General features: G+C 50.6%; 15 protein-coding genes. 4 read left to right on the top strand and 11 right to left on the bottom strand.

The features are described 5' to 3' along the window. The first annotated feature begins 21 nt into the window (after positions 1 to 21). Positions 22 to 615, top strand: a complete 594-nt coding sequence (locus Q9292_RS03290) for an SPOR domain-containing protein (protein WP_275357522.1) — start codon at positions 22 to 24, stop codon at positions 613 to 615. Positions 616 to 681: 66 nt separating this feature from the next. After that, positions 682 to 1,326, top strand: a complete 645-nt coding sequence (locus Q9292_RS03285; RefSeq protein WP_313984714.1) for a thiol:disulfide interchange protein DsbA/DsbL — start codon at positions 682 to 684, stop codon at positions 1,324 to 1,326. Between the two features lie 40 nt (positions 1,327 to 1,366). On the opposite strand, the gene Q9292_RS03280 is transcribed toward Q9292_RS03285, so the two are convergent. Beyond that, positions 1,367 to 3,058 (bottom strand): potassium channel family protein, encoded by a 1,692-nt coding sequence (locus Q9292_RS03280; RefSeq protein WP_313984711.1) that lies wholly within the window; start codon positions 3,056 to 3,058, stop codon positions 1,367 to 1,369. Between the two features lie 13 nt (positions 3,059 to 3,071). Then, positions 3,072 to 3,446, bottom strand: coding sequence for a DUF6394 family protein (locus Q9292_RS03275; RefSeq protein WP_313984707.1), 375 nt, complete (start codon positions 3,444 to 3,446; stop codon positions 3,072 to 3,074). 59 nt (positions 3,447 to 3,505) lie between these two features. Here Q9292_RS03275 and Q9292_RS03270 point away from each other — a divergent pair, with 59 nt between their 5' ends. Then, the gene (locus Q9292_RS03270) at positions 3,506 to 4,330 is read left to right on the top strand and encodes an SDR family oxidoreductase (protein WP_313985787.1); all 825 of its coding nucleotides are present in this window, start codon (positions 3,506 to 3,508) and stop codon (positions 4,328 to 4,330) included. A 97-nt stretch (positions 4,331 to 4,427) separates the two neighbouring features. Further along, on the top strand, positions 4,428 to 4,649 hold the full coding sequence (locus tag Q9292_RS03265) for a hypothetical protein (RefSeq protein WP_313984704.1): 222 nt from the start codon (positions 4,428 to 4,430) through the stop codon (positions 4,647 to 4,649). Between the two features lie 54 nt (positions 4,650 to 4,703). Here the strand turns inward: Q9292_RS03265 and Q9292_RS03260 are convergent, their stop codons facing one another. The 9 genes from Q9292_RS03260 to atpG all read right to left on the bottom strand — a co-directional run bounded on the left by Q9292_RS03260 (position 4,704) and on the right by atpG (position 15,528). Beyond that, complete coding sequence (locus Q9292_RS03260; protein WP_313984701.1) at positions 4,704 to 5,468, bottom strand: arylamine N-acetyltransferase family protein; 765 nt, start codon at positions 5,466 to 5,468, stop codon at positions 4,704 to 4,706. 92 nt (positions 5,469 to 5,560) lie between these two features. Continuing rightward, the gene (ettA, locus tag Q9292_RS03255) at positions 5,561 to 7,225 is read right to left on the bottom strand and encodes an energy-dependent translational throttle protein EttA (protein WP_194749677.1); all 1,665 of its coding nucleotides are present in this window, start codon (positions 7,223 to 7,225) and stop codon (positions 5,561 to 5,563) included. Positions 7,226 to 7,450: 225 nt separating this feature from the next. Then, positions 7,451 to 7,915 carry an Hsp20 family protein gene (locus Q9292_RS03250; protein WP_275357513.1) on the bottom strand — a complete coding sequence of 155 codons (465 nt, stop codon included), beginning with the start codon at positions 7,913 to 7,915 and terminating at the stop codon, positions 7,451 to 7,453. Between the two features lie 115 nt (positions 7,916 to 8,030). Then, positions 8,031 to 9,251, bottom strand: coding sequence for an EAL and HDOD domain-containing protein (locus Q9292_RS03245; protein ID WP_275357511.1), 1,221 nt, complete (start codon positions 9,249 to 9,251; stop codon positions 8,031 to 8,033). Positions 9,252 to 9,353: 102 nt separating this feature from the next. After that, positions 9,354 to 11,189, bottom strand: a complete 1,836-nt coding sequence (glmS, locus tag Q9292_RS03240; protein ID WP_275357509.1) for a glutamine--fructose-6-phosphate transaminase (isomerizing) — start codon at positions 11,187 to 11,189, stop codon at positions 9,354 to 9,356. Positions 11,190 to 11,193: 4 nt separating this feature from the next. Beyond that, the gene (glmU, locus tag Q9292_RS03235; RefSeq protein ID WP_275357508.1) at positions 11,194 to 12,564 is read right to left on the bottom strand and encodes a bifunctional UDP-N-acetylglucosamine diphosphorylase/glucosamine-1-phosphate N-acetyltransferase GlmU; all 1,371 of its coding nucleotides are present in this window, start codon (positions 12,562 to 12,564) and stop codon (positions 11,194 to 11,196) included. Between the two features lie 96 nt (positions 12,565 to 12,660). After that, positions 12,661 to 13,086, bottom strand: a complete 426-nt coding sequence (locus Q9292_RS03230; protein WP_194749672.1) for a F0F1 ATP synthase subunit epsilon — start codon at positions 13,084 to 13,086, stop codon at positions 12,661 to 12,663. 68 nt (positions 13,087 to 13,154) lie between these two features. Beyond that, positions 13,155 to 14,591, bottom strand: coding sequence for a F0F1 ATP synthase subunit beta (gene atpD / locus Q9292_RS03225; RefSeq protein WP_194749671.1), 1,437 nt, complete (start codon positions 14,589 to 14,591; stop codon positions 13,155 to 13,157). A 67-nt stretch (positions 14,592 to 14,658) separates the two neighbouring features. Next, complete coding sequence (gene atpG, locus Q9292_RS03220; RefSeq protein ID WP_275357504.1) at positions 14,659 to 15,528, bottom strand: F0F1 ATP synthase subunit gamma; 870 nt, start codon at positions 15,526 to 15,528, stop codon at positions 14,659 to 14,661. Positions 15,529 to 15,554 lie beyond the last annotated feature (26 nt).

Raw genomic sequence — 15,554 nt, 5'->3', positions numbered from 1 at the left:
ATTGATTGGTTCAAATTATCTATGAGTCGCGACTACAAACCCTCACAAGCCAAAGCAAAAAGCAAGAGCAGCGGCAGCACCTTCTTTAACGGCCTGCTGGTCGGCTTGTTTTTGGGCGTCGCCTTGACGGTCGCGCTCATCATTTATATCAAAGGTGACCACAGCCCGTTCTCCAGCGCCTTCAAGAATGACAGCGGCTCGCAAGAGCTGCCGATCAAAAGCACCGTCACCGAAGAAGAAGTCAAACCTGGGAGCACTTCGATTGAGGACCCTAACAAATTTGACTTCTACACCATTTTGCCGGATACCGAGAGCAAAATCAGTGAAGAACAAGTAAAAAAGAACCCGACCATCAAACAAGAAAGCTACTTTATTCAGGTGGGCGCGTTTGCCAAAGAGGATGATGCCAACAATCTCAAAACCCGACTGGCACTGGTAGGCTTTGAGGCCGTTGTACAAACGGCAGAAATTCCGAACAAGGGCACCATGCACCGTGTACGCATTGGACCGCTCAACGATCTGGCAAAAATTACAAAAATCAGCCATGACCTGGAAACCAATGGCTTTCAGCCTAATCTGATCAAGGTCAATATCGAATCTTCAGCATCGCATTAATGCTGTCATCGTATCGCCAGCTGTCACGTTAAACCATTACTTTCCACACATAAGGAAACGAATATCATGAAAAAAATGTTGTTAAGTTTGATGCTCTGGGCAGGCTTCACCGCCACTACTGCCTTGGCTGAGCCGCAAATGGGTGAGCAATTTGATCAGGTCGCACAACAAATGACGACGGATCAACCGGCCAAAATCGAAGTCATGGAGCTGTTCTGGTATGGCTGTCCGCACTGCTATCACATGGAACACCCGCTGGAAGCCTGGGTGAAAAAGTTACCTGCAGATGTGTATTTCAAACGCATGCCAGCCTTACCCAATGCCAGCTGGGCGCCCATGGCCAAAACCTATTTTGCCATGCAAGAACTGGGCGTACTGGATAAACTGCATACCCCATTGTTTGACGCCATTCATAAAACAAAAAGCTTGAACCCGGCGGACGAAGCTGCAGCCATTGACTGGGTGACCAAACAAGGCGGTCTGGACAAGATTAAAGTTGAAAAAGCCTTTAAGTCGTTTGCGCTGAACATGCAAATGAATAAAGCCATGCAGGTGTTCCGCGCTTCCGGCGCCACAGGCGTACCTGCCTTGATTATTGATGGCAAATACATCACCGGCAGTTCCATGGCCGGAGGCAATGAAGCCGCCTTGCAAACAGCGGACTTTATTATCCAGAACGTGCGCAAGGACCGCGCAGCGGGTAAAAAATAGGCACCAATGACAATAAAAAACCCTGCTTAGGCAGGGTTTTTTATTGTTTCAGCCAGCGGCCAATCCAGGTTTCAGGCATCTCATTGCCTGTCACCAGATAATGCAAGGTTTTCAGGTCGTGCAGCAGATAGCGCTGGATAGATTTGGCCTGATCCAGACCACAGAATAAAATTTTATCGCCCATCTCCAGCGGCGTCGCCAAGTCTGGTAATAACATTTTTTCACCCGCGCGCAGCAACATTAACGGCACCACCGGCATTTCATGCCGCTGTTGCCCGGCAGGATTCATGAGTAAATGCTTGAGCGCTGGCCGCATGCCTTGCTGCATGAGGCCACACACCGCCACGGCCATGTCATCCGCAATCGTAATATCCCAGGTATCTGGCACTTGCTCACCGAGCTTGGAAACCAGTTGCGCAATCACGGCATTGGCCCAAGCATTGCCCTGATGCCGCGCCGTGGCCAGAAACTCGGCCAACATGGGTGAAACCATATAAGACAAACAGGTGTGTGCAATCACATCACTGGGCTGCATGGTGATGTCGGCATCAAAGTGTTGAAACAGCGGCTCGTTATGGCGCTTGTTCTTGCGGATGATCACAAACAGATTAGGGTTGAGTTCCAATGCCGTCATGACGATAGACAAGTTATTAATGTCATTGTCGGTGCCCGCTACAATACCCACCGCCTGCTCAATCCCGGCCTGTTTCAAGATGTGCGACTCCACACCGCTGCCGATAATGCATTGCTCACATTGCGTGCCTGCCGGATCTGCCTCGATGATCGTGACATGCATGGCCTCATTTTGCAGGCTATTGACGACGGACTTGCCAAAGCGACCAAAGCCACAAGCAATCCAGTGGCCTTGCGGGATAGCGGCCGGGGTTTCGATCGCATCACCCGGTGCACGCGTCAACCACTCATGCAGCAGGTAAGTGCCCAATGCGTTGAGCCGCATGGCCAAGTGTTCCCCAAAAATATGGTAAGGATTAATAATGCGGTCTGTGCCAAACGAGGCCATATTGGCGGCGATGACATCATCCTGTACACGCGACAGCACCGGCAATCCAGGCTTGATCAGCTTCACCGCCACCGAGATTGCCAGGTTGGCATGGTCATCATCGGTCAGCGCCGCCACCCCGCGGCACATGGGATTTTTAATGCCGGCGTAGAGCAACACCTCGGATAACTTTGCATCTGCGCATAAGTGCGGAATATGAAACTGGTAATTCGTCAGCTCAAGTTCATTCACGCGTTCTGGCGAGCGTTCAAGCACCACCACCCGCAACTCGTTTCTATCCAGCGCCCTGACCAGCTCGCCGCCGGTTTCCCCATAGCCACAAATCAGGTAAAACGGCTCCATCAGGTTTTTGACATCGCGCTGGAAAATCGCAGTTTTAAACGCCTGCTTGAGTGCGCCCTCCTGAAACAACCCGATAATCGCCCCGATGGCGTAAAACCAGGAGATCACCGTCACATAAATCGAAAAAGTCATCCACAGACGCTGTGGCGTGGTAAACGGGTAGGGGAGCTCACCAAAACCGATGGTGGTCGCGGTATAACTCAGAATATAAAAGGCATCGAAGAAATTCAGATGATAGGCTTGGCCGCGGTCATTTACCCCGGGGATCAACACAAAGCCAATCATCGCAATGGCATAGCTGACAATCAACATCAGCAGCGGCGCACGCATGCGCCGCAAAATCCAGAACACAATTTGATTGAGCGTCATGCTGACTACGTGCTTAGCGACGCAGGGTCACGGTTTCATAAATCAGCAAAATGACCGACGTGATATTGGCGAGAAATGCACCACCAGACAAAGAAACCACCCCGACAATCACCTCAGTATCCGCGCCGTTGCTACCAGCAACGGTCCAGATAATTGCTGCGGCAATCAACTGTAAATCAGCGACCAGGCTGGTAGCCAGGTGGATCGCGCCAATCTGCGTCCGGTCACCAAATTTAAGTACGGTGGCGATCAAATTCACCACAATGGCGACATACAACTCGTAATGCAAGTGATGTTGCGGGTTATCAATATCACCAACAAAAAATCCAAAGTTAAGTGTCATGGCTAGAATAATAAAAAAGCCAAAAATCACTTTTTCTAAATTCATCTACGTTTCCCCGACCAGTGTTTTATGGCATTCTACCCGATTAAAATTTGTTTACTGCAATGTATTTTATGGCGAAAACCAATTCTGACTGCCTGCATATTGTGATTACCGGTGCCTCCAGTGGCCTAGGCGCCGCCATGGCCACGGCCTATGCCCAACATTATCGGCAACAGTTGCAACTAAGTCTGTGCGGTCGCAATACGGGCGCACTGCAAGCGCTTGCCAGTCAGCTGAGCAGCCAATATCAGGTTGCCTGTACAACTTACACCGTCGATGTAAGACAGGCAGACCAGATGCAAGCCATGGCGCAAGCCGCCATCCAGCAATATGGCACCCCGCATATCGTCATCGGCAACGCCGGCGTCAGCCGTGGCACCCTCACCGAATACCAGGACGACATCCCCGCCTTTCAAGCCGTGTTTGATACCAACGTCATGGGACTGGTGCACACCTTTCAACCGTTTATCGAGGCCATGAAACAGGCAACAGTGCAGGGCAAGATGGCGCAACTAGTTGGCATCGCCAGTGTGGCCGGGATTCGCGGCTTGCCTGGCGCCGGCGCTTACAGCGCGAGTAAAGCAGCGGCCATTACCTACCTCGAAAGCCTGCGCGTCGAAATGCAGCAATATGCGATTACCGTCACCACCATCGCCCCCGGCTACATCCGCACGCCCATGACCGACATCAACACCTACCCGATGCCCTTTCTGATGGATGCCGATGTCTTCGCCCGCAAAGCCATGCGCGTGATTGCCCAACAACGCCGCTTTAGTGTCATCCCCTGGCAAATGGGTATCGTCGCACGCCTGCTCCGCCTGATCCCGCCCGGCCTGTGGGACTGGATCATGAAAAAAGCACCGCATAAAGCCAGGCTACCCGATTAAATTTAGCCGCCATCAAGGTCGATTAGCCCGAACAGGCTATTGAGTAGATATTTCAGTTGGAGATAATCAAACAAACCCACCTTGTTTTAAGAGAAGTATGGACAACACCCAACCCCGCCAACACCCTCTACAGCCACAAGCACACGAGGTCTGGCAAGACCAATGCCGCATCTGCCTGATTAACGGCAAGCTGGTTGCCTTGCCTTATATTGAAGCGTCACGCTTTGACGATTACGAATTCGGTGCCACGCTGGCAGCCATTAATGCCAACCGGCTGATACGTAAACTGGTGAACAAAGAGCAATCTGCTCCACGCTAGTCAAACCAGCCTCTGCGACGTCCTGCCAGGTCAGGATGCATGGGGTAAAGGTTTTTACGTCGACAACCCAAAGAGGGTTTTAAGCGTATCGCTACGCTCACTCTTCGGTATGATCCTTTTTGTCACCACGCCATCGGTGATGGTTTTCAAGGTGTCGCCGAATAAAATCATCCTGCCTGCCGGCTGATGTAATACGACCAGCAATCTCTGCACAAAAATCGCCTCAGGGTGAGTGGAGTTCATAAAGTTTGCCGGATAAAAATCAATCCACTCCCAGGGATGCAGGTCAAACGCAAACTGGTTTTGCCAGTCCTCATCGACGCGTGCCTGTACTAAAAACTCGCGCTCGCCCTGCGTACGCAACATAAAGCAATCATGGTCCTGCATGGTTTCCGTATCCAGCCTATTTAAGGCCAGTGGTGCGCGGATACCATAGCTGCCAAAACCCAAATCACATAACCAGGCTTGTTGCTCGAGATGCACCACAATTGCCATATGCGTTTTGGGTCTGCGCACCGGATAAAACATTGGTCGCGCCGCGACCAGCTGAAAGCGAAAGCCCAGCGCCTGTAATGCCATGGCAAAGACACCATTCACCTCGTAGCAATATCCCCCGCGTTGCCGATAAATAACTTTCTCGACTATCTCCTCTGGCACCATGGAAACCACCTTGCCAGCCTGTACATCCAGATTTTCAAACGGCACACTGAATAGCTGACAGCGCATGAGTGCACGCAAGGTCTCGATATTGGTGTCAGGCTGTCCCACATAGCCTATGCGGTTGAAATAATCTTGCAGTTTGAAATTGGTTGCTTGCATGTGAATAGGATCCTGTGAACAAGTTGCTCTGAAGTGCGCTCCACAGTAACACGATCACCATAAAAAAGCCCACCTTGCGGGTGGGCTGTCTTTTATCGCGTAATCGGTTTATAGCGGATACGTTTGGGTTTGGCACCTTCTTCACCCAGGCGTTTTTTCTTGTCGGCTTCGTATTCCTGATAGTTGCCGTTGAAAAACGTCCATTGCGAGTCGCCTTCGGCGGCCAGAATGTGCGTGGCAATCCGGTCCAGGAACCAGCGGTCGTGCGAGGTCACCAGTACGCAACCTGAAAACTCAAGCAAGGCATCTTCGAGAGCGCGCAGGGTTTCCACATCAAGGTCATTCGATGGTTCATCCAGCAGCAAGACATTAGCCCCGGAAATCAGGGTCTTGGCCAAATGCAAGCGACCACGTTCACCACCCGAGAGTTGACCAACGATTTTTTGCTGGTCGCCGCCTTTGAAGTTGAAGCGGCCAATATAAGCCCGGCTAGGCATTTCAAATTTACCAACGCTGAGCACATCCAGCCCGCCAGAAATCGCTTCGAATACGGTTTTATCGTTGTCCAGGCCATCACGGGTCTGGTCGACTGCAGCCAGTTTAACCGTTGGGCCGGTGATGATTTCACCACTATCAGGCTGCTCCTTGCCTTGCAGCATGCGGAACAGCGTGGACTTACCGGCACCGTTGGGGCCGATCACGCCAACAATCGCGCCAGGCGGAATGGTGAATGAGAGATTATCAATCAACAAGCGATCCCCAAAGCCTTTGGAGACGTTGCTAAACTCAATCACCTGGTTGCCAAGACGGTCACCGGGCGGGATAAAGATTTCCTGCGTCTCGTTGCGGCGCTGGTATTCGACGCTGGACATTTCTTCATAACGTGCCAAGCGCGCCTTGCTCTTGCTCTGACGCGCTTTTGCCCCTTGGCGCACCCATTCCAGCTCTTGCTTCATGGCTTTGCGGTGGGCGTCTTCCTGTTTTTGCTCCAGCGCTAAGCGGTCTTCTTTTTGTTCCAGCCAGCTGGAGTAGTTGCCTTTCCATGGAATACCCTCACCGCGGTCCAGTTCCAGAATCCATTCAGCAGCATTATCCAAGAAGTAGCGGTCGTGGGTGACAGCCACCACGGTGCCGGGGAAGCGCACCAGAAACTGTTCCAGCCACTCGACGGATTCCGCATCCAAATGGTTGGTCGGCTCGTCCAGCAACAGCATGTCAGGTTTTGACAGTAACAATTTGCACAAGGCCACGCGGCGTTTTTCACCGCCTGACAACGGGCCGATTTTTGCGTCCCAGGGTGGCAAGCGCAGTGCATCGGCGGCAATCTCTAATTGCTGCTCGACATCACTTCCGCTGGCGGCCAGGATATTTTCGTACTTGGCCTGCTCTTCGGCCAGTTTGTCAAAATCGGCATCAGGTTCAGCATAGGCGGCATAAATTTCTTCCAGCTTTTGCTTGGCTTCCATGATAGCGCCCAAGCCGGCTTCGACCTCCTGACGCACGGTTTTATCAGCATCCAGCTGTGGCTCTTGTGGCAGATAGCCAATCGAAATATTCGGCTGCCATTGCACTTCGCCTTCAAACTCTTTATCCGCGCCCGCCATGATGCGCAGCACGGTCGACTTGCCTGAGCCGTTTAAGCCCAGCAAGCCAATTTTTGCGCCCGGGAAAAATGAAAGGGAAATATTTTTGATGATTTGCCGTTTGGGCGGCACGATTTTGCTCACGCGGAGCATGGACATCACATATTGCGCCATTTGTATTACATCCAGAGTATGGTTGGAAGCGGCTATTTTAACGCAGAGCGAGGATAAACAAGGAATTCTTTAGCGTTAGATAACCGCGGATGAGCGTGGCTGGCGGACAGTGACATGCGCATGCAAGCCGGTTGACTGGATGCCTTTGCTCAGCGACTAAACAGATTTCTATTCTGCAGCTAAATATGAAAAAAGGGCCAACTGGCCCTTTTTTATACCCTCTGGTTAAGCTGCTTTTTGCTCGATCAAGTTAGCGCTTGCATTTGGGACTGCGGTGCCAATTTCAATTTTGCGTGGCTTGAGTGCCTCAGGAATCTCACGCACCAAAGCAATCGTCAACAAGCCATTTTCGAGCTGTGCCCCGGTCACTTTCACATGATCGGCCAACTGGAACTTGTGCTCAAAGTCCCGGGTGGCAATACCCCGGTGCAAATAGGTGGTTTCCTGTTCTTTTTTGGCTTTGCGGCCAGTCACGCGCAAAGCCTGGTGTTCAGTTTCAATCTCCAGCTCATCTTGCTGGAAGCCAGCCACTGCCATCACGATTTTGTAGGCGTTTTCGTCTACCAGTTCGATGTTGTAAGGTGGATAGCTGATTTCGTTTTCACTGCGCTGGCTTTCGTTGAGCATTTTAGCCAAACGGTCAAAGCCAATTGCGGTTCTGTAGAAGGGGGTTAAGTCATAACTACGCATACGTTGATCCTTTCAAAAATAAGCGATTAACATGATTCACAGACCTCAAACTGCAAGCATCTGTATCGTGTAAATGGGTATGCGCTTTATCTTTTCAAGAGGGTCAGGTATTGATTTATATTCCCAGAGCCTCGGTCCAGGCCAGGGCCTCCATATGGCACTGATTTACTTTTTCCGGCTTGAGTTGCAGCATGGCAGCCATCTCTAAAATTTCTTCATTGTTGGCATCTTCGCAAGCTTCGGTGAGCTTGAGGAAAGGGCCAAAAATACCCTGGCGCTCAACCAGTGCATCGACGATCGTCTCAGGTAATTGTAGTTTTTCGAGGATATTTTCCATCGGCACTTTAAGCATCACATCCAGCAGCGAAAATACGCCCACCACAAACAGATTGTCACGGTCGCGCTTTTCAAAAAAAGGTTCGCCCAATAACTCGGTCAAGCGGCCACGTGTAATTGAGGTTTTCATCAGGGCAGGGGAGCTGCTGTTGTTTCCCGCCGTGACCATAAGTAAAGTCAGCCAGCGATAAAGCTGGTTGCGACCCAAGATGGTCAAAGCATGACCGATGGATTGCACTTCGCATGACAAGCCAAAGCCCACAGAGTTGATATAGCGCAGCAGTTTATAACTCAGCGTGGTATCACGTTTAAACCCATTTTCGATGTCCTTGTTTTCTGCCTCCTGGCTGACCAGGTTCAACAAATGCAACACGCCATCAAAGCTTGGATTAATGACCTTGCTGCTGATATTTTCTGGCTTGGCATAAAAATAGCCTTGGAACTGGTGGTAACCCGCATCCAGCAGGTCCTGAAACTGGTTATTTTCCTCCACCTTTTCTGCAATGAGGGAACATTGATCGTGCTGGTATTTTTTTAACCATTGTTTAGCTTGTGCAATGTCCACATTGCGCATATCGATCTTGATAAAGTCGGCATAAGGCAACAAGGCTTCCAAATGCGGATAGTGTTGCGGATTATCCAATGCGATACGGAATTTTAGTTGTTTCAACTCCTGGCAACGTGCCAGGATTTCTGGGGTGACCTGAAGGTGATGCACCACTTCGAGCACGGTTTTTTCTGCCGGCATCAATTCGAGAAACACGCTATTGAGCATGACATGATCGACGTTGATGAATGCCAGCTGCTGGCCGAGTAACCAGCTCTCATGCATTTCGTCCATGGTGGTATTCAGGATACGCGCGCAGGTTTGAATATCTTCCTCAAATGGCGTGTTGCTGCCATCCGTCTCATTACGGAAGAAAAACTCGTAGCCTATGATTTGTTGTTGATCATTAACAACCGGCTGGCGACCGATAATACTGTGTTGTGACGTGGTCATGACTGCATTCCTGATTAGCACCGATTACCAGTTTATGGCAGTCATCGCCATTTTGTATTGAAAAAAAAGCCCCGAATCTCGGGGCTTTTCTGGGGTTTATGATTATTCGACGGTCACACTCTTGGCCAGGTTACGTGGTTTGTCTACATCGGTGCCTTTAAACAAGGCGGCGTGATACGCCAGCAGCTGCACCGGAATCACATGCAATACCGGGGAGAGCGCGCCGACATGGCGCGGCGTGCGGATGACCTGTACGCCTTCAGACGCATGAAAGTGACTGTCTGCATCCGCAAACACAAACAACTCGCCACCGCGCGCCCGGACTTCCTGCATGTTGGACTTGACCTTTTCAAGCAAGGCATCGTTGGGGGCAATCACCACCACAGGCATATTGCTATCAACCAGCGCCAAGGGGCCATGTTTTAACTCACCGGCAGGATAGGCTTCGGCATGGATATAGGAAATCTCTTTAAGCTTGAGCGCGCCTTCCATCGCAATCGGGAAGTGGATGCCACGACCGAGGAACAGCGCATGCTCCTTATCGCCAAAGCGATGGGCCCATTCGCGAATCTGCGGCTCCAGATTCAGCGCAATTTGCACGCTGCCGGTCAGTTGGCGCAGCTCGGCCAGGTATTGTTGCTCTTGCGCATCGGTCAAGAGACCGCGCACTTTGCTCAGGGTAACTGACAGGACAAACAATGCAATCAATTGCGTGGTAAACGCCTTGGTACTGGCCACGCCGATTTCTGCACCAGCACGTGTGTAGTAAATCAGGGATGATGCCCGTGGGATGGCGCTTTCTTGCACGTTGCAGATGGCAAGACTGAAAGGATGCCCCAGTTTTTGGGCATGTTTGAGCGCTTCCATCGTATCCAACGTTTCACCGGATTGCGAAATGGTGACGATCAGCTGCTTGGGATTAGGCACCGAATCACGATACCGGTATTCGCTGGCGATTTCGACTGAGGTTGGAATTTTTGCGATGCTTTCCAGCCAGTATTTGGCGGTCATGCCCGCGTAATAGCTGGTCCCCGCCGCTAAAATCAATACGCTATCAATCTGTTTGAAAATGTCAGCTGCTGTCGCACCAAACAATTCACACCTGAAAGCGCCATCATCAATAAGCGCCTCAATGGTATCGCTAATCGCGCGTGGTTGCTCATGAATCTCTTTTTGCATGAAATGGCTATATGGGCCCAATTCCAATGAGGCCAGAGAGACATCACTCATGTGCACTTTGCGCTGCACGGTTTCACCTTGCTTATCGATAATCGTCACGCGATCAGTTTGCAAGGTGGCGACATCGCCATCTTCCAGATAAACCACTTTACGCGTGGCTGACAGCACCGCAGACACATCGGAAGCAACGAAATTTTCGCCTTCTCCATAGCCAATCAACAGTGGGCAGCCCAAGCGGGCAACAATCATGGTTTGTGGCTGGGCCAGGGCGATCACACTGATCGCATACGCCCCGGTCAGCTCACTGATCGCTTGTCTGACAGCCACCAGCAGGTCTTTGCTCTGCTGGTAATAATAATGCACCAGATGGGCAATCACTTCGGTATCAGTTTGTGAAGTAAAGTGATAACCCAAGGCTTGTAAACGGTCACGCTGTTCATCGTGGTTTTCGATAATGCCGTTATGTACCACGGCGATTTCAGCCTGGTCTTGCGTAGGCGAAACATGCGGGTGTGCATTTTGTTCGGTGACGCCACCGTGCGTTGCCCAACGCGTGTGGCCTATGCCGATCTGGCTGGTTAAGCCCTGTGCTTTGCGCTCTAATTCAGAGACGCGGCCGACCGCACGCACACGTACGATGGACTGGTTGAGTACAGCAATCCCCGCTGAGTCATAGCCGCGATATTCCAGCCGGCTAAGGCCTTCAATTAACAAGGGAACAATATTACGGTTTGAAACTGCACCGACAATGCCACACATATGTTTATTTTTTCACCTTTTGCGGACGTTTCCATCCTTGAATTGAACGTTGCTCACGTGCACGACAGAGCGTTAATGTCTCTGCCGGCACATCTTTAGTGATGGTGGAGCCTGCGGCAATCGTCGCCCCTTTGCCTATGGTCACAGGAGCGACCAATTGACTGTCAGAACCCACAAACACATCATCTTCTATCACAGTCTGATGTTTATTGGCCCCATCATAATTGCAAGTAATCGTTCCCGCACCAATATTGACGTTTGCCCCGACTGTGGCGTCCCCCACATAACTCAAGTGATTGACCTTGCTACCCAGGCCGACGCTGGCATTTTTAAGTTCGACGAAGTTACCCACATGGGTCTCGGCAGCCAGGTGCGTGCCTGGCCGCAAACGCGCAAATGGGCCAACTTTACTATCCTGTCCGACCCTGGCCTCTTCTATATGGGTAAATGCAGCTAATGTGGTATTGCGTGCAATCACAGCATTTTTGATCACACAATTTGGACCGACATCAACACCATCTTCCAAGGTGACTTCCCCTTCAAAGACACAGTTCACATCAATACGCACATCACGGCCGCAGTTCAGGTGACCTCGAATATCAATTCGCTGTGCATCCATGAGGGTGACGCCTTGCGTCATCAAGTTGAGCGCCTGTCTGTGTTGATATTCACGCTCCATCTGTTGTAAATCCAGCTTGGAATTGATGCCGGTAACAGACCAGGCATCGGCGACCACATGTGGTAGTACCGCCCGTCCTTCGTTCACAGACATTGCAATGATATCTGTCAGATAATACTCTTGCTGCGCATTGTTGTTTTGCAGTTGAGCCAGCCAATGCTTCAGCGCTGCATTAGGCATGGCCATAATGCCGGTATTCACTTCCTGAAGGGCTCGTTGTGCTTCACTGGCATCCTTATGCTCAACAATGGCCACAACCTGATTTTGTGCATTGCGCACGATACGGCCATAACCGGTCGGATCATCCTTGATAAACGTTTGCACAACCAGATGTGCATCTGCCTGTGACAGCATGTCGCGACAGGCCTCAACATCGACCAGCGGCACATCGCCAAGCAGAATCAGTGTTTTTCCTTGCGCAGGCAGATGGGGGAGGGCTTGCTGAACGGCATGTCCGGTCCCCAGTTGCTCGGCTTGTAAAACCCACACCAAATCCTCGCCCGGGGTTTGTTGCTGGACCTGTTCACCCCCAAAACCATAGACCACAATGATTTTTTGAGGATTGAGTTTGCGTGCGGCGTTGATCACATGATGCAGTATCGGTGTGCCGCCAATGGCATGCAGTACCTTAGGCAGATCTGAGCGCATACGGGTGCCTTTGCCTGCCGCCAGAATTACAATATTCAAATCAGTCATGCGATTATTTTATCTCAGAAACAAAAAAGGCGGCTTGAAAGCCGCCTCATTTGTCATTGTCTGCATTAAATTTAATGTTAAACGCTAATGCAACAACTAGTGGACTGATTTACGCAATTTCTGAATTGCCTGGATTTGTGCAACAGCCTCTGCCAACTCAGCTTGCGCTGCGGCATAGTCAATCTCCGAAGAACGGTTTTTCAATGCTTCTTCCGCCGCTTCCTTAGCTGCAATAGCCTTGGCTTCGTCCAGATCCTGCCCACGAATGGCTGTATCCGCCAGTACGGTAATCATGCCTGGTTGCACTTCCAGCATGCCGCCAGAAATAAAGATCAGGGTTTCTTCCTGTTCTGCAGATTGCTTGATACGCAATGCACCGGGCTTGATCGTGGTAATCATTGGTGCGTGATTTGGGTAAATACCCACTTCACCTGCACCTGCCGGGGCCACGACAAATTCGGCTTCACCGGAGAAGATAGATTCTTCGGCACTCACCACATCGACATGCACTGTATTTGCCATAATGTTCTCTTTTCTATATCACTGAAATAAACAGGCAGATGGCACCCATCTGCCTGTAGTCATATCCATTAGTTCAGTGTTTTAGCCTTTTCAACAGCCTCTTCAATGCCACCTACCATGTAGAAGGCTTGTTCTGGCAAGTGGTCATACTCACCATTTACAATGGCTTTAAAGCCTTTAATGGTTTCTTTCAGTGGTACATATTTACCAGGCGCACCGGTAAACACTTCTGCCACGTGGAAAGGCTGTGACAAGAAACGTTGGATCTTACGTGCACGGCCAACCACCAGTTTATCTTCAGGTGACAGCTCGTCCATGCCCAGAATCGCAATAATGTCGCGCAGCTCTTTATAACGTTGCAGTGTAGACTGCACCGCACGTGCAACGGAGTAGTGCTCTTCACCCACAATTTGTGGATCCAGCTGACGTGAAGTTGAATCCAGTGGGTCAACCGCTGGGTAAATACCCAATGAAGCAATGTCACGTGATAGAACCACGGTCGAGTCCAAATGCTGGAATGTGGTTGCTGGGGATGGGTCAGTCAAGTCATCCGCAGGTACGTAAACGGCCTGGATAGATGTAATAGAACCGACTTTGGTTGAAGTAATACGCTCTTGCAGACGGCCCATTTCATCAGCCAGGGTAGGTTGGTAACCTACGGCAGATGGCATACGGCCCAGCAACGCAGATACTTCAGTACCGGCCAGTGTGTAACGGTAAATGTTGTCTACGAAGAACAACACGTCACGGCCTTCGTCACGGAATTTTTCAGCCATGGTCAAACCGGACAACGCGACGCGCAAACGGTTACCAGGAGGTTCGTTCATCTGACCGAACACCATCGCCACTTTGGACTCTTTCATATTGTCCAGCTTGATCACGCCAGCTTCTGCCATCTCGTGGTAGAAGTCGTTACCTTCACGGGTACGCTCACCTACACCGGCAAATACGGACAAACCGGAGTGCTGTTTAGCAATGTTGTTGATCAGTTCCAGCATGTTCACGGTTTTACCTACACCCGCACCGCCGAACAGACCCACTTTACCGCCTTTAGCAAACGGGCAAACCAGGTCAATCACCTTGATGCCTGTTTCAAGCAGGTCAACAGAAGGAGACAGCTCTTCAAACGCTGGCGCTTTCTGGTGGATAGAACGGAATTCTTGTGAGTCGATAGGACCGACTTCGTCGATTGGGCGGCCCAATACGTCCATGATACGGCCCAATGTGCCTTCACCGACTGGGACAGAGATCGCTGCACCTGTGTTTTTGAACGCAGTGCCACGTGCCAGACCATCGGAGGAACCCATGGCGATGGTACGGACAATACCGTCGCCCAATTGCTGTTGCACTTCCAAAGTCAAGCCAGTCTCAGCTTTGGAATCTTTGTCATCAATAATCAATGCATCGAATACTTTAGGCATCTGATCGCGTGGAAACTCCACGTCAACCACAGCGCCGATACACTGCACTACTTTACCTGTTACTGCTTGATTTGCCTTTGCCATTTTCTTTTCCTAACTGTATGAGTCAGATCTAATTGAATTCTTAAACTTGCTGCCTTAAAACGCACCCTTAGGACGAAACCGCAGCTGCACCGCCGACGATTTCAGAAATCTCTTTGGTAATGGCAGCCTGACGCGCCTTGTTGTAGACCAGTTTCAGTTCACCAATCACGCTCTTAGCGTTATCTGAGGCTGATTTCATCGCTACCATACGGGCAGATTGCTCAGAGGCCATGTTTTCAGCCACTGCGTTATAAATCAATGACTCAATGTAACGCATCATCAATTCATCTACGACCGGTTTTGCTTCTGGCTCATAGATGTAATCCCAATGACCATTAGGACTGCCCAGTTGCTCGCCAGTCAAAGGCAACAATTGTTGCATGGTTGGCACTTGCTTCATGGTATTGATGAATTTGGTATAGCAGATGTAAAGCTGATCAATTTCACCGGCAATGTACGCATCGAGCATCACCTTGATGGTGCCGATGAGTTTTTCCAGATGCGGAGTATCGCCCAAACCGGTGATATGGGATTTCACTTGTGCGCCCACCCGGTTCATGAAGCCATAGCCTTTGTTACCAATGGCGCTGACGCTGATGCCTTTGCCTTCGCTTTCCCAGGTTTTCATCTGGTTCACCGACATGCGCAGTACGTTGGTATTCAAGCCACCGCACAATCCTTTGTCCGAGCTGACGACAATCAGACCCACGTTTTTCACCACGTCACGTTTAATCAAAAACGGATGACGATACTCTGATTGTGCAAATGAAAGGTGAGCCGCCACGTTGCGGATTTTTTCCGCATAAGGGCGGGAGGCACGCATTCTATCCTGCGCCTTGCGCATTTTAGAGGCGGCCACCATCTCCATCGCTTTGGTGATCTTGCGTGTATTTTCTACACTCTTGATCTTGGTTCTAATCTCTTTACTTCCTGCCATATGCGTTTCCTAAGTCGAAGTGTCAG

The organism is Methylophilus sp. VKM B-3414, from assembly GCF_032248435.1.
Lineage (GTDB): Bacteria > Pseudomonadota > Gammaproteobacteria > Burkholderiales > Methylophilaceae > Methylophilus > Methylophilus glucosoxydans.
This window is presented reverse-complemented; position numbering and strand designations above follow the sequence as displayed.